Origin of the sequence: Pseudoalteromonas sp. 1_2015MBL_MicDiv (assembly GCF_002407505.1) — a bacterium.
In the GTDB taxonomy this organism is placed as follows: domain Bacteria; phylum Pseudomonadota; class Gammaproteobacteria; order Enterobacterales; family Alteromonadaceae; genus Pseudoalteromonas; species Pseudoalteromonas fuliginea.
Genome location: NZ_CP012737.1, coordinates 1,767,141 through 1,784,008 on the forward strand (window position 1 = coordinate 1,767,141; position 16,868 = coordinate 1,784,008).

At 38.6% G+C, this 16,868-nt stretch carries 14 protein-coding genes; 11 read left to right on the plus strand and 3 right to left on the minus strand.

Features of this window, described 5'->3' with window-relative positions; all coding sequences use genetic code 11:
* Positions 1–33: 33 nt before the first annotated feature.
* Both AOR04_RS08060 and AOR04_RS08065 read right to left on the minus strand, forming a co-directional pair.
* Complete coding sequence (locus AOR04_RS08060) at positions 34–1,767, minus strand: AMP-binding protein (protein WP_096793001.1); 1,734 nt, start codon at positions 1,765–1,767, stop codon at positions 34–36.
* 184 nt (positions 1,768–1,951) lie between these two features.
* Positions 1,952–2,398, minus strand: a complete 447-nt coding sequence (locus AOR04_RS08065) for a DUF3010 family protein (RefSeq protein WP_002960715.1) — start codon at positions 2,396–2,398, stop codon at positions 1,952–1,954.
* A gap of 354 nt (positions 2,399–2,752) precedes the next feature.
* On the opposite strand from AOR04_RS08065, the gene thrS reads away from it, so the two are divergent.
* The 10 genes from thrS (at position 2,753) to AOR04_RS08115 (ending at position 13,581) form a co-directional block, all read left to right on the plus strand.
* The gene (thrS, locus tag AOR04_RS08070) at positions 2,753–4,663 is read left to right on the plus strand and encodes a threonine--tRNA ligase (protein ID WP_024606251.1); all 1,911 of its coding nucleotides are present in this window, start codon (positions 2,753–2,755) and stop codon (positions 4,661–4,663) included.
* A 59-nt stretch (positions 4,664–4,722) separates the two neighbouring features.
* On the plus strand, positions 4,723–5,283 hold the full coding sequence (gene infC / locus AOR04_RS08075) for a translation initiation factor IF-3 (RefSeq protein WP_007375325.1): 561 nt from the start codon (positions 4,723–4,725) through the stop codon (positions 5,281–5,283).
* Positions 5,284–5,494: 211 nt separating this feature from the next.
* The gene (gene rpmI, locus AOR04_RS08080; RefSeq protein ID WP_002960713.1) at positions 5,495–5,695 is read left to right on the plus strand and encodes a 50S ribosomal protein L35; all 201 of its coding nucleotides are present in this window, start codon (positions 5,495–5,497) and stop codon (positions 5,693–5,695) included.
* 15 nt (positions 5,696–5,710) lie between these two features.
* A complete protein-coding gene (gene rplT, locus AOR04_RS08085) occupies positions 5,711–6,070 on the plus strand; it encodes a 50S ribosomal protein L20 (RefSeq protein ID WP_002960711.1) in 360 nt (119 codons plus the stop codon).
* Positions 6,071–6,703: 633 nt separating this feature from the next.
* Positions 6,704–8,521 carry a M14 family metallopeptidase gene (locus AOR04_RS08090; RefSeq protein ID WP_096793002.1) on the plus strand — a complete coding sequence of 606 codons (1,818 nt, stop codon included), beginning with the start codon at positions 6,704–6,706 and terminating at the stop codon, positions 8,519–8,521.
* 1 nt (position 8,522) lies between these two features.
* Positions 8,523–9,164 (plus strand): MBL fold metallo-hydrolase, encoded by a 642-nt coding sequence (locus AOR04_RS08095; protein ID WP_096793003.1) that lies wholly within the window; start codon positions 8,523–8,525, stop codon positions 9,162–9,164.
* A gap of 107 nt (positions 9,165–9,271) precedes the next feature.
* Entirely contained in the window at positions 9,272–9,730 is a 459-nt protein-coding gene (locus AOR04_RS08100; protein ID WP_007375323.1) for an Lrp/AsnC family transcriptional regulator, read from the plus strand.
* A 127-nt stretch (positions 9,731–9,857) separates the two neighbouring features.
* Complete coding sequence (locus AOR04_RS08105; RefSeq protein WP_008133998.1) at positions 9,858–11,414, plus strand: SulP family inorganic anion transporter; 1,557 nt, start codon at positions 9,858–9,860, stop codon at positions 11,412–11,414.
* Between the two features lie 272 nt (positions 11,415–11,686).
* Complete coding sequence (locus AOR04_RS08110) at positions 11,687–12,760, plus strand: sensor histidine kinase (protein WP_033029398.1); 1,074 nt, start codon at positions 11,687–11,689, stop codon at positions 12,758–12,760.
* Positions 12,757–13,581, plus strand: a complete 825-nt coding sequence (locus tag AOR04_RS08115) for a LytR/AlgR family response regulator transcription factor (protein ID WP_007379105.1) — start codon at positions 12,757–12,759, stop codon at positions 13,579–13,581. The genes AOR04_RS08110 and AOR04_RS08115 overlap by 4 nt, the downstream gene beginning before the upstream one ends.
* Positions 13,582–13,645: 64 nt before the next feature.
* On the opposite strand, the gene pyk is transcribed toward AOR04_RS08115, so the two are convergent.
* Entirely contained in the window at positions 13,646–15,082 is a 1,437-nt protein-coding gene (gene pyk / locus AOR04_RS08120; RefSeq protein ID WP_007378051.1) for a pyruvate kinase, read from the minus strand.
* A 373-nt stretch (positions 15,083–15,455) separates the two neighbouring features.
* Here pyk and gndA point away from each other — a divergent pair, with 373 nt between their 5' ends.
* Positions 15,456–16,829, plus strand: a complete 1,374-nt coding sequence (gene gndA, locus AOR04_RS08125) for an NADP-dependent phosphogluconate dehydrogenase (RefSeq protein WP_007378052.1) — start codon at positions 15,456–15,458, stop codon at positions 16,827–16,829.
* Positions 16,830–16,868: the final 39 nt, after the last annotated feature.

Here is a 16,868-nt window from a genome sequence, read left to right on the forward strand (position 1 = left end):
CCTATCCAGAGCCTCAGTTACTTAAAGACGAAACTAGGAAAAAGCGTTGTCGCTTAGCTCATCTTGCATTTGCTCACGCATTTTAAATTTTTGCAATTTACCTGTTACCGTCATTGGGTAGTTTTCTACAAAACGGATATGTCGTGGCATTTTAAAATAGGCTAGTTTGTCTTTTAAAAAGTCACGAATTGCTTGCTCATCAAGTGCAGCGTCTTCTTTTGGTTGGATCCAAGCGCACACTTCCTCGCCATACCTTTCATCTGTTATACCAAATATGGCAGCATCTTGAATGCCCGGGTAGGTGTAAAGTACTTCTTCTATTTCTCGAGGGTAAATGTTTTCGCCGCCGCGAATAATCATATCTTTTATACGCCCAACAATCGTGACAAACCCTTCTGTATCCATGACACCTAAATCGCCAGAGTGTAGCCAACCACTTTCATCTATTGTGGCTTTTGTTTTAGCATCGTCATTCCAATAGCAGCGCATTATGCCTGCACCTTTACTACACACTTCGCCAGGTTGACCAATTTTTTGAATGTTACCCAACTCGTCAATTATTTTAACCTCGGTATGGGCAAGGGCGCGGCCAACTGTCGTTACTTGCCGCTCTATTGAAGAGTCTGTTTCGGTAATGTTGTTTATGGGGCTGCACTCTGTTTGCCCGTAAGCAATCAGTACTTGATGCATGTTCATTTGTGTTTGTACTTTTCGCATTACTTGCTCTGGGCATGTAGAGCCTGCCATTACACCCGTGCGTAAAGTACTTAGGTCATAATCGTTAAAATTACTCAGCTCAAGCTCACTAATAAACATAGTAGGTACACCGTGCAGCGCTGTACATCCTTCTTGTTGAACTACATCAAGCGTCGTTTTTGCATCGAACGAATCACTTGGGTAAATGGCTGCTGCACCTTTACTAACACACAATAAGCTACCCAATACCATTGCAAAGCAATGATATAACGGGATAGGGATACATAACTTGTCATCGCTCGTAAAATGCATAGATTCGGCGACGAATAGCGCATTATTTAAAATGTTTTTATGCGTGAGCGTTGCACCTTTTGGGTTGCCTGTTGTGCCTGATGTAAATTGTATATTGATGTCTTGCTCAGCATTTAAGTTTGCACCTATTGCTTTTAATTCAAGCTCATGTGCTGCTGTTGGCAAGTTAATAACATCATTAAAAGAGTGCATACCAGGAGATGTTTCATTGCCAATGCGAATTATATTTTTAAGAGTGGGCAGTGCTTTTAAATTAAGTGTGTCTTTATCGCAAGTTGTAAGTTCTGGAGCCAAACTATTAAGCATTTCTAAGTAATCACTGCCTTTAAAGTTTGTTGCTGTGATTAGAGTAGAGCATTCAACACTATTTAAAGCATATTGTAATTCGTTAGGCCGATATGCCGGGTTGATGCACACCATGATTGCGCCAATTTTTGCCGTTGCAAATTGGGTTAAGCACCACTCAATATTATTAGGAGACCAAATACCAACACGCTCACCTGGTTTTACGCCAAGTGCCAGTAACCCCATAGCAAGCTGATTAACTTCTTTTTTAAATTCTTTATACGTTAAGCGAATACCCTGATGGTGAACTACAACAGCTAACGCCTCTGGATTTTTGTCGACAATAAAGTCAAAGTACTCGCCTATAGTTGAATTTGTTAAAGGTGTGCTTTGTATACCTTTAAAATAGCTTTGGGATAACGGCAAGTGATTTATTTGTTCTACTTCTTTTACCGCAATAGTGTGTGTGTGCATTGCTCTCTCCATGGAAATGTGTGTGAGTTATTAAACTACAAAGTTAAAATAAACACATATTGTCGACAAAGAGAAGTGCGGTTAGACTAATGTCTTATTAGATTAATAAAAGCTAATACTACTTTTTAGACATGAAAAAACGCGTCTTACATTGTAAGTACGCGTTTTTAAAAGAGTAATGAGTTTACATTTCGTCGCTGCGGTATGTTTTTTTCATGATGTAAACGTAAGCGTTTACAAAAGCATTTTCTTGGTACTTTTTAAGGCCTGTTTCTTCAAAATCAATAGGGATAGGGTTGCGTTTTAACTGCTCTTTAACTTCAGTTGTGGTAAACAAACGTACATCTAAATTGTCGATTAATTGAATCGCAGTTTCCATTTTGAATCCCTTCGCGCTGCCAGCAAACTTACCTTTAGGCTGACGCTCACGAATTGCAACAGAATCAATTTGGTAATCTTGCATTAGTTTTGCAAAATCGAATTGAAATTTACGCATTACTTCAGTGTCGTTACCGTTGCCTAAGGTAAAGCGTGTTTGGCGCACATCGCGAATATCAAATACGTCATTATCTTTACTTAAAATACAAAGTAGTACATCACTACCGGTAATTTCTACACCACATGTTCTCATGTCTATTCTCTAAAATAACTTAATTACGCAGTATTATACGCAACGCACATTAAAATGCGAGTGTGAGTATAGTTGTAGGCGCGTAATTAATGCATTGATGCTTTTATATTTTAATAAAATGATTTTTTTGCTTTAAAAGCTACATTTTGTGGATAAAACGGGTGGATTTCACCCCTTTAAACTTGTAATTAAATGCGCGGCACGCGACAATATATCTTTGTAGTTGAACAGACTCGTCAACTACATTAATTAGTCAATGCTTATTCGTAAAAGCGTTGTCGAGCCATTCTCATTTAATTTAATAAAAATACACGTGATACATTGTAGGTGTCACCACTGTAGTAAGGATTTATAATGCCAGTTATTACTCTTCCAGACGGAAGTCAACGTAGTTTTGAAAACCCTGTAAGCACGCTTGATGTTGCAAACGATATTGGTCCTGGTTTAGCTAAAGCGACCATTGCCGGTCGTGTTAATGGCGACCGTGTTGATGCATGTGATAAAATTTGTGAAGATTCTCGCCTTGAGATCATTACCGCAAAAGACGATGACGGCCTTGAAATCATTCGTCACTCTTGTGCTCACTTAATTGGTCATGCAGTTAAGCAACTTTTCCCAGACGCCAAAATGGCAATTGGTCCTACCATTGATAACGGTTTTTACTACGATATCGATATGGAACACTCATTATCACAAGATGATCTTGAAGCAATTGAAAAGCGTATGCTGCAACTAGCTAAAACAAACTACGATGTAGTGAAAAAAACAGTAAGCTGGCAAGAAGCACGCGATACATTTGAAGCGCGTGGCGAAACATACAAAATAGAAATTTTGGACGAAAACATCGCTAAAGATGACCGTCCTGGGTTATATCATCACGAAGAATATGTAGACATGTGTCGTGGACCTCACGTTCCTAACATGAAATTTTGCCAAAACTTCAAAATAATGAAAGTGGCGGGTGCATATTGGCGTGGTGATTCAGAAAACAAAATGCTACAACGCATTTACGGCACCGCGTGGGGCGATAAAAAGCAACTTAAAGCGTATTTAAAGCGCCTTGAAGAAGCTGAAAAACGCGATCACCGTCGTATTGGTAAAGCGCTTGATTTATGGCATTGGCAAGAAGAAGCACCAGGCATGGTATTTTGGCACAACGATGGTTGGAGCATTTACCGCGAGCTTGAAGAATTTGTACGTGAAAAATTACGCGAATATGAGTACGAAGAAGTAAAAGGTCCAATGATGATGGATCGTTCACTTTGGGAAAAATCAGGTCACTGGGAAAAATATTCAGAAGCAATGTTTACCACTGAGTCTGAAAAACGTGAATACGCAATTAAACCAATGAACTGCCCTGGTCACGTGCAAATCTTTAACCAAGGTTTAAAATCGTACCGTGATTTACCACTTCGTATGGCTGAATTTGGTTGTTGTCACCGTAATGAACCATCAGGTGCACTACACGGTTTAATGCGTGTACGTGGCTTTACACAAGATGATGCTCACATTTTCTGTACTGAAGAGCAGATAATGGACGAAGTGTCAGCGTGTATTAAGATGGTTTATGATACATATGAAACATTCGGATTTGAGAAGATTGTAGTTAAGCTATCTACTCGCCCAGAGCAACGCATTGGTGAAGACCATATGTGGGATAAAGCAGAGCTTGCTTTAGCTGATGCACTTAAGCTAAACGATATTGAATTTGATTATCTTCCGGGCGAAGGCGCGTTTTACGGTCCGAAGATTGAATTTACTTTGTACGATTGTTTAGACAGAGCGTGGCAGTGTGGTACAGTGCAATTAGACTTTGCATTACCGGGTCGTTTAGGTGCTACTTATGTAGCAGAAAATAACGAGCGTCGTACACCTGTAATGATACATCGTGCTATTTTAGGTTCTATTGAACGCTTTATTGGCATTTTAACTGAAGAGTACGCTGGTTTATTCCCGACGTGGCTTGCACCAAAGCAAGTGGTAATTATGAATATTACCGATAAACAGGCTCCTTATGTTAAAGAAGTTGTACAAAAATTAAATAAACTTGGAATTAGAGCCGCTGCTGACTTGAGAAATGAGAAGATTGGCTTTAAAATCCGTGAGCATACACTGAAGCGTATTCCATATTTACTTGTTGTTGGCGATAAAGAAGTTGAACAGCAAGAAGTAGCAGTGCGTACTCGCACAGGTGAAGACCTTGGCAAATTTAATGTTGATGATTTTGTAGCTAAAATTAGCGAAGAAATTAAAAATCGACAGTAAAAACCGAGCGTGTAAGGCATTAACAAACAGCCAATTACACGCTTATATTATTGATATTCTTGGAGGAACGTACTATTAGAGGCGGCAAGAAAGGGCAACAAACAGCTCAAAAAAATCGTATTAACGAAGAAATTACAGCGCAAGAAGTTCGTTTAATTGACATTGAAGGCGAACAAGCTGGAATTCAGTCATTACAAGACGCGCAAACTATGGCCGATGCAGCGGGTGTTGATCTTGTTGAGATCAGTCCAAACGCTGAGCCGCCTGTTTGTAGAATCATGGATTACGGTAAGTTCATCTTTGAAAAAAGCAAAGAACTAAAAGAGCAGAAGAAGAAGCAAAAGCAAATCCAGATAAAAGAAATCAAATTCCGTCCAGGTACGGATGAAGGTGATTATCAGGTTAAGCTTCGCAACTTACGTAAGTTCTTAGAAGCTGGCGATAAAGCTAAGATTACTATCCGCTTCCGTGGTCGTGAAATGGCTCACCAAGAAATTGGTATAGAATTATTAAACCGTATCAAAACCGATTTAGAAGAGCTTGCTGTAGTTGAGTCTTTCCCAAATCGTGTTGAAGGCCGCCAAATGGTTATGATGATGGCGCCTGTTGCTAAAAAATAATTTTTAAGCGATAATACGCACCGAAATTAGCTCAGGTCTGCAAGCAATATGCGAATATTCACCTGAGTTAACCGGTTTTAAAGTAAGATTGCGGCATTTATGTTGGGTCTTCACCGGAACATGGCAGTAAGTCAGGCCTAAAAGTGGAGCTATAGCAATATATCTCACGCCTGCTTACTAATTTAAAAGCAATACAATTGGAGTTATTGCAATGGCTTATAAGCTAAAAAGTCACAGTGGCGCTGCTAAGCGTTTCAAAAAGACTGCTTCTGGCGGTTTCAAGCGTAAACAAGCGCATCTTCGTCATATTCTGACTAAGAAAACTTCTAAGCGTAAGTTACACCTACGTCCTAAGATGATGGTTCATAAAAATGACCATGGTCTAGTTTCACGTATGTTACCGTTCGCTTAATAGGGGTTTTTAGAAATGGCAAGAGTTAAACGCGGCGTTGTCGCACGTGCACGTCACAAAAAAGTTTTAAAACAAGCAAAAGGTTACTACGGAGCACGTTCACGTGTTTACCGCGTAGCTTTCCAGGCTGTTACTAAAGCGGGTCAATACGCTTACCGTGACCGTCGTGCGAAGAAACGTACTTTCCGTCAATTATGGATTGCACGTATCAATGCTGCTTCACGTCAAAATGGTCTGTCTTACAGCCGTTTTATCAATGGTCTTAAAAAGACTTCTGTAGAAATCGATCGTAAGATCCTTGCAGATATCGCTGTTTACGACCAAGTTGCATTCGCAGCGCTTGTAGAAAAAGCAAAAGAAGGCCTAGCCGCTTAAGCTTTTTTGTATAAGTATTAAAGAGGAGCCTATGGCTCCTTTTTTTGTGCCTGCTATTTAGTAATTTTATTTCAATTACAAATACCTATCCGTAATAATATTTGCTCAAGTTGGGAGATTAAACCAACCTGCATAAATCTTTGAGCAATTTAACTAATTATACCAATCCGCAATAATACCTAATCAATTTAAGGGATTAAATTTGACGTTAACTGCGTTAAAATATTTCTTATATAGAACAACTATATAACGAATTTTTTGCCTTGTTATCAACACGATTTTCTTACCTAAAAACAGAACACTTAATTAAGCGAATTGGTATTAAATTGGACTATAACGTCGTTGAAATTTTCTTAATGTTAAATAGACCCATATATGAGCAGATTGTTATTAAACCTAGCGTTAACGGCGCTAAAAATTCTGATTCAGTTCAACAATGAAGAAGAGTTTGAACCAGTTGTTTTTTTAAAACTTTATACCGATTGTTCGTTAGCGTAATAAAGCCTTAAATTTCAAACATAAGTGAGTCATATGCTATTGGCTGCTTTTTTTTGTTGAATCACCGCAGTTTCCTCATTATAAAAAATTTAGTTGATATAATTTATATAATTAAGGCGTTTGTTAGAGAATTTTATGTTTGCAAGTTTACTCGTTTTATCTGCAAGTGTGGCGTATGACGCACATTTACCTCCACTCATTGAGTGGCAGGGAAAAAGTGTAGAGCTTTTACAAAAACAGGGCCCATTAACAACCGATTTTGAGTTGTCTAACGGTGAGATATCGCCTAATTATGCAGATACTATGGCATTTGTTGATAGGCTCGTTGCAGCAAACCCTACTCAGTTTCAATCTCAAACTATTGGCTATAGTAATAGTAAGCGTGCAATAAAAATGCTAATTGCCAGTGAGCAAGGTTTTTTTGAAGCAAGGCAAATGGCTAATAGCACTAAGCCAACTATTTTTATTCAGGCAGGAATACATTCTGGGGAAATAGACGGTAAAGATGCCATGTTTATGCTGCTCAGAGACATAGCGACGGGTAAGCGCCGTGACATTTTAAAAAAGGTAAACATATTATTTATTCCTATTTTAAATGTAGATGGTCACGAACGTAGCAGTGCATTCAATCGCATTAATCAACGGGGCCCTGCAAAAATGGGCTTTAGAACAAATGCTAATAACCTTAATTTAAATCGTGATTTTACTAAATTAGATACCCCAGAAGTTAGAAGTGTTTTAAAGGTTATTAACGACTACAACCCAAATTTATACATTGATGTACACGTTACCGATGGCGCAGATTATCAATACGATGTGACTTATGGCTACAACCCTGTTTTTTCAAGCGAGTCGCCTGCGGTATCAGATGCACTAAACCAGTTTTTTAAACCTCTGATTGACGATACGCTCGCTAAGCAAGGGCACATGCCAGGGCCACTTATTTTTGTTATGGATAAGCGCGACTTTAAAAAAGGATTAGCGGGGTGGGTTGCTACACCGCGCTTTTCAAATGGTTGGGGTGATTTAAAGTCATTACCGACTATTTTAGTTGAAAATCATTCATTAAAACCTTACAAGCAACGTGTATTAGGAACTTACGTGTTTTTAGATGGTGCTATTACTGCGCTATCAAAGCATAGTCATGAGTTAGCTAATGCAGTAAAAAAAGAGCAAGAATTTGTTCCTAAACAGTTAATAGTAAAGCGTGGCTATGCCAAGCATGCTGACACGATTGCGCAGTTTAAAGGTATCGAATATTCATCAAGCATGAATGCACTCTCGGGCCAAAAAGAAGTTAAATATTTAGGTAAAGCACATACATATATCGACTTACCTATTTATTGGCAAAAAGATGTACAACATACAGTTGAAGTACCTAAAGCTTTTTTTATTCCGCCTGTATATCGCAATATTATTAAGAAACTAAAGTTACACGGTGTCTCTATTAATAAACTTGAAGGGGCAAACACACAGCCTTTAAAAGTAGCAAAGGTGGCAGACTACACGTTTGATAAAGCACCATTTGAAGGCCGTTTTAGAGTGTCAGCAAGTTTCGATTATGTCCCCGCTATAAATGTAGATTTAGATGGTTGGTATCAAGTCAATACTCAACAAAAAGCAGGTGAGCTTGCTGTGCATTTATTGCATCCTGAAGCACCCGATTCGTTTTTTGCATGGGGGGAATTTAATACTATTTTCCAGCGTACTGAGTATATGGAAAACTATGCACTAATTCCGTTTGCACGCCAAATGCTAAAAGATAATCCAAAGCTAGCGCTTAAGTTTGATGAAAAGCTTAAAGATAAATTGTTCGCAAGCGACGCTGAAGCGAGATTAAACTGGTTATATGAGCAAAGCCCATTTTATGATCAAGCGTATTTAAAGTACCCAATACTGATGTCATTCGAAGAAGAAGTTGTTATCCCGGATCAAAAAAATAAAGAAATCTAATATGCAAATTATAACCATACCCGTCACTGCATTTGCACAAAATAGTCGTATTATTTGGTGTAGTGAAACTAAACAAGCCGTAGTCATAGACCCAGGTGGTGACCCTGATAAAATAGTAGCAGCCCTTAATGAGCATAAACTAGAGTTAAGTGCTATTTGGTTAACGCACGGGCATTTAGACCATGTGGGTGGGGCTGATATTTTACGTAATCAATTTAACGTACAAATTATTGGCCCACAAAAAGATGAGTACTTCTGGTTTGAAAACTTACCTATGCAAGCACAAATGTTCGGGTTTAAACCCATTGAGCCTTTTTATCCGGATATTTGGCTAAACCATAACGACACCGTGAGCGTAGGTAAACTTAGCTTTTTAGTGAAGCATTGTCCGGGGCATACACCTGGTCATATTGTGTTTTATCAACAAGACTATGAATGCGTTATTGTAGGTGATGTTATTTTTAAAGGCTCAGTAGGGCGAACTGATTTCCCTAAGGGGAACAGCGAACAACTTATAGAGTCGATTAAGACGCATATTCTAACCTTACCTGATAATACTAAAATATTGGCAGGGCATGGGGGCGACACTACGGTTGGATTTGAAAAACAAACAAATCCTTTTGTGAGTGGTAAGTTTGGTTAAGTTACTTATTTTAAGTTTGGCAAACTGCATAAAAATTAAAAATAAGCAGACTGAGTTTTAAAATGGTTGTATAATTTAACCAGTTTATTTGATAAATAAGAAATAAAATGTCTCTAAATCACGTAGATCGCCAAATATTGGCACTTTTACAACAAGATGCTAGTTTATCAACCGCAGAAATTGCTGATAAAGTAGGCTTGTCTCAATCTCCATGCTGGCGTCGAATTGCCAAGCTAGAGCAAGATGGTTATATAAAAAGCAAAGTGGCTCTCTTAGATGAGAAAAAACTTGGCTTTGATATGCTTGTATATGCACATGTGCGTTTATCAAATCACGGTAAAAAGAACCTTGCTGAATTTGAAAAACTTATAATGAGTTATGATCAAGTAACAGAGTGTTACACCATGGCCGGAACAATGGACTTTATGCTACGCATAATTTCACAAGGTATAGAAGGTTATGAGCACTTTGTACGCGATAATTTACTAAGCTTGGAATACGTACAAGAAGTACATTCTAATGTAACAATGACATGTGTAAAACGTAGTACATCTCTTCCTTTATAAAAGCACTTCTTTAAAAGCTAAACCTCTTTTAGTTTAGCTTAACCACATAATGACAATTGTTAACTGAGCGCTAATTTGTTAGAATTTAGCGCTTTTTTTATACCCATAACACCATTTGAGGAACTCAATGTTTAACTTACTCAGTAGGGCGCCTAGCTCTGCTAAAAACGATATTCTATCTGGATTAACTGTGGCGCTTGCCCTAGTGCCAGAAGCTGTTGCGTTTGCCTTTGTTGCAAATGTAGAACCTTTAGTTGGTCTATATGCCGCGTTTATCGTTGGTTTAATTACGGCTATATTTGGTGGCCGTCCTGGTATGATTTCAGGTGCAACCGGTGCCTTAGCTGTTGTTATGGTAAGTTTAGTACTTGATCATGGTGTAGAGTACCTATTTGCTACCGTACTCCTAATGGGGATATTGCAAATACTAGCGGGGATATTTAAGCTCGGTAAGTTTATCCGCATGGTTCCTCATCCGGTAATGCTTGGTTTTGTAAACGGCTTAGCTATTGTTATATTTTTAGCCCAATTAGGACAATTTAAAGTGCCTGACGGTATGGGCGGGCAAGAGTGGATGACAGGCAGTCCATTGTTTATCATGCTGGGATTAGTGGCATTGACAATGGCAATAATTCACTTTTTACCAAAACTAACTACAGCGGTTCCTTCGTCATTAGTTGCCATAGTAACAGTGACAGGATTAGTGATTGGTTTTGATTTAGAAGCGCATACCGTGCTTGATTTCTTAAAAGGAATGACGGGCGACGAAGCGGCAACAATAGCCGGCGGTTTACCAGAATTTCATATTCCTATGGTGCCTTTTAACTTTGAAACACTGCAAATTATTTTTCCGTATGCACTTATTTTAGCAGCTATTGGGTTAATTGAATCGTTATTAACGCTTAGTTTAATTGACGAAATAACAGAAACACGCGGCCACAGCAACAAAGAATGTATAGGTCAAGGCGCTGCAAATATTACCTGTGGTATGTTTGGTGCAATGGGGGGCTGTGCAATGATTGGCCAGTCTATGATAAATATAAATTCAGGTGGGCGCTCTCGTTTATCAGGGATAAGTGCTGCGCTTATGTTACTTGGTTTTATTATTTTTGCCTCAAGCCTAATTGAAATGATCCCATTAGCTGCACTTGTTGGTGTAATGTTTATGGTTGTACTGGGTACATTTGAATGGGCAAGCTTTAAAATGATGAAGCGTGTACCATTATCGGATGCGTTTGTAATTGTGCTTGTATCAGGTGTCACGGTTATTACCGATTTAGCAATTGCGGTGTGTGTAGGTGTTATCGTCTCAGCACTTGTATTTGCTTGGCAACATGCTAAACAAATATATACAACTAACTACATTGATGAAGAAGGCGCTAAAGTCTACGAGCTACATGGTCCGTTATTCTTTGGTTCGGTTAAAAACTTTTCTGAGTTGTTTGACGTAAAAAATGATCCTAAAAATGTGATTGTTGAATTTAAACATAGCCGAGTATCGGATCACAGTGCAATAGAAGCAATTGATACGCTTGCTGAAAAATATACAAAAGCCGGTAAGCAACTTCACTTGCGTCACTTAAGTAAAGACTGTACTCAGTTATTACATAAAGCTCGCGATTTGGTTGAAGTGAATGTGATTGAAGATCCAACTTATAAAGTTGCTTCAGACAAGCTTGCATAGTTACTTATTCAATAAATAGCATTAAAAAAGCGAAAGGTTACGGCCTTTCGCTTTTTTATTATCAGCGGTGCTGAACTTTGCGTTAAGGCTCTTAAAAACTAAGACAGTTGGCAGTGCTAAACATTCTTATAAATCGATATAATGTGTAAATATAATTATTATTAAAAGTTAATTTTACGCTGTTTTTTATTATCAAAATAAGAAAATATCAGGCCAAGCGAAAAGTTGATTTTATATAATTAGGCTTTAACACTGTGGAGTAAAAGTAAATTTTGAACTGGCAATCGTTAGTTGATAACCGACAACGCTTTTTTTGGCTTTTGCAAATTGCAGGCTGGATTGGTTATGCACTGGTAAATTACATCGGCTCTAAAGTATTTGAAATGCGTGATATTTACGTGTTTGTTATTTTACTCAATGCTTATGCCGGCTGTTTAATGACAGTGCCACTTCGTTATATCTATCGCACAATATGGAACGCCTCCCCTTGGGTGCTTATATTGGTGGTATTTGGTGCCTCTTACATCACCGGTACTTTGTGGGCGGTGGTTCAAAAGTTCAATCTATGGGAAATTTACCGACACGGATATAGACCTGAAGAGTGGTTTTATTACTTACAACAGGGTTTAGATTCAGTTTATATTATACTGTGTTGGAGTGGTTTATACTTTGGCGTTAAGTATTATCAATTGCTACAAGGTGAACGGCAAAAGGCGTTAAAAGCGACAACCATGGCACATGAAGCGCAATTGAAAATGCTAAGATATCAACTAAATCCTCATTTTTTGTTTAACACACTTAACGCAATTTCTACATTGATTTTGGTGAAAGAAAATAAAGATGCTAATTTAATGGTCTCTAAACTTAGTGACTTTTTGCGTTATACATTGAATACTGATCCGATTAAAAAAGTTCCGCTAGAGCAAGAGCTTCATGCGCTTATGTTATACCTTGAAATTGAACGTGTGCGATTTGACGAACGATTAAAAGTAAACGTTGAAGTAAGCGAAGAAGCTAAGCAAGCATTATTACCGAGCTTAATTTTGCAACCTATTATAGAAAATTCAATTAAGTACGCTATTGCACACTTAACAGAAGGCGGTGTGATTGATATTAAAGCGCAAGTGTTTGCTAATGAGTTACTGTTAGAGGTTGGCGATAATGGTCCTGGAACAGAAATAAAAGATGGCCAACTCGTCAATGCCCAAGGGGTTGGTGTCGCAAACACAAAAGATAGATTAAAAACGCTCTACGAAAATAATTATTCGTTTGTATTATCACATAATACGCCAAGTGGATTAAAAGTTAATCTGCGAGTACCGTTTGAGAAGGCTGTGAAGAAATGATAAAAATAAAAACACTTATTGTTGATGACGAACCATTAGCACGTAAAGGTTTAGATGTAAGGCTTGCAGAATTTACAGATATTGAAGTAATTAAATTATGTAGCTCTGGTGCTGATGCAATTGAAACATGTAAAAACGAAAAAATAGATTTGGTATTTTTAGATATTCAAATGCCAGGCATGAATGGGTTTGAAGTCGCACGAGCACTTAGCGAAAGTACGAAAGTATTACCTGCGATTGTGTTTGTAACTGCATTTGACCAATTTGCAGTGAAAGCGTTTGAGATTCATGCATTAGATTACATTTTAAAACCCGTTGACGATAACAGACTAAAACAGGCGGTAGAGAAAGTGCATACCTATTTAAAAACGCAGCAAGACAACGCCCATAAGAAAAAACTAGCGAGTTTTGTAGCCGGTATTACAGGTAATAATTGCGAAGAAATACTTAAGAAGTTAGCCACTGGCGATACATTGACAGACAGACGCTACCCAGAGTCGTTAGCCGTAAAAGAGCAGGGGGAAATTATTCGCGTTCCGGCAGCAACAATCCAATGGGTAGATGCAGCTGGCGATTATATGTGCCTACATTGCCAAGATGGACAAACACATATTTTACGTAAAACAATGAAAGAGCTAGAGCAAGAGCTAGATCCTCATTTGTTTGTCCGCGTTCACCGAAGTGCCATTGTTAACACAAAACAAATTAGTAAATTGGTTACACAAGTTAGTGGTGAGTACTTGTTGGTGCTTGAAAATGGACAAGAACTAAAAGTAAGCCGAAGCTACCGAGATAAAGTAAAAGCGGCATTAGCAAGTTAAAGCCAACGCTTTTATTACAGGCACAAAAAATGCGAGCTAAGCTCGCATTTTTTATATTTAGTAATTATACAACAGTTACGATTTTCATTGTGTTAGTTGCGCCCACGGTTTCCATTGAGTCACCGTGAGTAATGATCACTGTATCGCCAGATTCTAAAGAGCCTTGAGCAACTAAAGTATCAAGTGCTGCTTTTACCATACCGTCTTTTTCAGTTTTTGTAGAATCAAAAAATACTGGGTAAACACCACGATAAAGTGCCGTTTGACCTAACGTACTTGCATGACGTGAAAGCGAGTAGATTGGTAAACCAGAGCTAATACGCGACATCAGTTTAGCCGTACTGCCAGATTCAGTTAGTGTGATGATTGCTTTAACAGAATCTAAATGGTTTGCTGCATACATAGCAGAAAGGGCAATTGATTCAGCATTATTAGAAAAGCGACTATCTAAACGATGTTTAGAAACGTGTGTTTCTTTTTGAGATTCAGCACCTAAACAAACACGTGCCATTGTAGCAACTGTTTCTTCAGGGTAATCACCAGCCGCTGTTTCAGCAGAAAGCATTACAGCATCTGTTCCATCAAGAACAGCATTTGCAACATCCATAACTTCTGCACGAGTGGGCATCGGGTTATCGATCATCGATTCCATCATTTGCGTTGCTGTTACTACAGTACGGTTTAATGAACGAGCACGACGAATAATTAGTTTTTGCTTGCCCATTAGTGCAGCATCACCAATTTCAACACCTAAATCACCACGAGCAACCATTACAGCGTCAGACGCTAAGATAATGTCATCAACCGCTTCTTGTGTTTCAACGGCTTCAGCACGTTCAATTTTTGCAAGTAGTTGTGCTTTTGAACCAGCAGCTTCAGCTAGAGAGCGAACGTAGCGCATATCATCACCACTACGAGGGAATGAAACTGCAATATAATCTACGTCAATTTCAGCTGCCGTGATTAAATCTTCTTTATCTTTTTCAGTAAATGCTGGAGCAGTTAAGCCACCACCTAAACGGTTAATACCTTTATTGTTAGATAAAACACCGCCAACAGTTACAGTACAATGTACTAAGTGCCCAGCTACTTCATCAACACTTAGTTGGATAAGGCCGTCATTTAGGAGGAGTAAGTCGTTAGGGCTAACATCGTTAGGTAATTCTTTATAATCAATACCTACAGAGTTAACATCGCCTTCGCCTTTTTCCATTTTTGCATCAAGAGTGAACTTTGCACCCACAGCAAGCGTTACTTTACCTTCTTTAAAAGTAGAAACGCGGATTTTAGGGCCTTGAAGGTCAGCAAGGATGGCAATATGCTTGCCTAATTTTTTTGCAATATCGCGTACAGCTTGCGCACGGTCTTTATGATCTTGTGCAATACCATGTGAGAAGTTTAAACGTACAACGTTGGCGCCGGCGCGAATAATTTTTTCTAAATTGTTATCTCTATCGGTAGCAGGCCCAAGGGTAGCGACTATTTTTGTGCGTCTTAGCATCAAATTCTCCTGTGTGCTTAAGATGTAAGCGGGTTAACGGTTGTTTTGTTATTTAAAATACAAATACAAAAAGGTAAAAATATTTTTAGTTATGGACAATGTTTGTATTATTGCCACTATTTTATACAAAACTATTGTGTCATCATTATGACACCGGTGTCAGAATGCGTCAATGTTCTTAAATTTTAAATAGCATTGCTTTTTGTCACCCTGAGAGCACTGATGTTTGATATAATCGCGTAGCTTATTTATCTATATTAAAAAAGCATGTTGTATTAGTTATGTGATTAGTCTTTTATGACTGTATCAGTATAATGCACACGGTATTATTTACATTCACTAACCAAATAGTTGTTACCGAGGAGGACACTAAATGCAAGTTGCATTAGTCGGGTTAGGCGTTATGGGGAAAAATCTTGCTTTAAACTTGATTGAAAAAGGGATTACGCTAGTCGCTTATGACAAAAATCCGCATGCGGGTGAAGAGTTATTAAGTTGTGCTAAATCGCAAGGTATGGCCGATAGACTGCATATTGTTTCTGATTTAAGAGACATGGTAAAGCGTTTAGAAGTACCTCGTTCAATCTTACTGCTTGTTCCTGCTGGTGAGCTAGTTGATACAGTTTGTAATGAACTGGTGGATGCGGGCGTTGATTGCAATGACATGATTGTTGATTGTGGTAACAGTAATTATAAAGACGGTATAACGCGTAAACTTAAGTACCAAAATAAATTTGAATTTGCCACTATGGGTATTTCTGGTGGTGCAGAAGGCGCTCGTCATGGCCCTGCAATGATGGCAAGTGGTTCTGAGGGTGGTTGGGAACGTATTGAACCTTGGTTTGAAAAAGTAGCTGCAAGCTATAATGGCGACTCATGCTTTGCGCGTGTAGGCCAGTCTGCGAGTGGTCATTTTGTAAAAATGGTTCACAACGGTATTGAATATGCACTGATGCAATTAATCGCTGAAGTGTACCAATTGCTTCGTTTAGGCACAGGCCGTTCACCCAAAGAAGTGGCTGCTATTTTTGATGATTGGTCAAAAGGTCAATTAAATAGTTACCTGCTTTCGATTTCTAGCCATATCTTATCCCTTGAAAATCAAAAAAATGTTCCGCTTGCGGACTTAATTGATAATAAAGTTGGCGCCAAAGGGACCGGTCTCTGGACTGCGCAAAATGCACTCGAACTTGGTATTGCTGTCCCTTCACTTGTTGCTGCTGTGCAAGCTCGCCATTTAACCAATGCATGCGATACAACTGCCGCACAAGAGATGACATATGCAACTAAATCAACCAACAACGTTGATATTGATTTAGAAGAGCTAAAAGATGCATTTACGCTTGCAAGCTTATTGGCTTATCGCCAAGGTTTAGCGCTTATAAAGGGTGCATCGCGTACACATCAATGGAAAGTTGATTTATCTAAAACATTACAAACTTGGCGCGCAGGTTGTATTATTCGCGCCGATTATTTAGATAGCGTAGCGCAAGGCGTTGAATTTATTGATTCTCTTGATAAAGAAGCTGCGGCACTTCGTAAGGTAACAGGCCAAGCAATTATGTCTGGCTTAGCGTTTCCAGTGCTTAGCTCATCGCAAACTTATTTAGCGACGTTAACTACACCAAGTAATGGGCATTTAGTACAAGCCCAGCGTGATTACTTTGGTGAACACGGTATTAAAACCCACAGTGGTGAAATGTGCCATTTAACAGATTTAGTAGAGATAGACGCTAAAGTTAGATAATAAGCAATTGTTTAAAAGTTTAAAGGCACGCTTATTAGC

Excerpts from the sequence above, each read along its gene's own strand:
- AOR04_RS08090 (WP_096793002.1), top strand. The coding sequence starts at position 6,704 with ATGTTTGCAAGTTTACTCGTTTTATCTGCAAGTGTGGCGTATGACGCA.
- AOR04_RS08100 (WP_007375323.1), top strand. The coding sequence starts at position 9,272 with ATGTCTCTAAATCACGTAGATCGCCAAATATTGGCACTTTTACAACAA.
- AOR04_RS08065 (WP_002960715.1), bottom strand. The coding sequence starts at position 2,398 with ATGAGAACATGTGGTGTAGAAATTACCGGTAGTGATGTACTACTTTGT.
- thrS (WP_024606251.1), top strand. The coding sequence starts at position 2,753 with ATGCCAGTTATTACTCTTCCAGACGGAAGTCAACGTAGTTTTGAAAAC.
- gndA (WP_007378052.1), top strand. The coding sequence starts at position 15,456 with ATGCAAGTTGCATTAGTCGGGTTAGGCGTTATGGGGAAAAATCTTGCT.
- rpmI (WP_002960713.1), top strand. The coding sequence starts at position 5,495 with ATGGCTTATAAGCTAAAAAGTCACAGTGGCGCTGCTAAGCGTTTCAAA.
- rplT (WP_002960711.1), top strand. The coding sequence starts at position 5,711 with ATGGCAAGAGTTAAACGCGGCGTTGTCGCACGTGCACGTCACAAAAAA.
- AOR04_RS08095 (WP_096793003.1), top strand. The coding sequence starts at position 8,523 with ATGCAAATTATAACCATACCCGTCACTGCATTTGCACAAAATAGTCGT.
- pyk (WP_007378051.1), bottom strand. The coding sequence starts at position 15,082 with ATGCTAAGACGCACAAAAATAGTCGCTACCCTTGGGCCTGCTACCGAT.
- AOR04_RS08060 (WP_096793001.1), bottom strand. The coding sequence starts at position 1,767 with ATGCACACACACACTATTGCGGTAAAAGAAGTAGAACAAATAAATCAC.
- AOR04_RS08105 (WP_008133998.1), top strand. The coding sequence starts at position 9,858 with ATGTTTAACTTACTCAGTAGGGCGCCTAGCTCTGCTAAAAACGATATT.
- AOR04_RS08115 (WP_007379105.1), top strand. The coding sequence starts at position 12,757 with ATGATAAAAATAAAAACACTTATTGTTGATGACGAACCATTAGCACGT.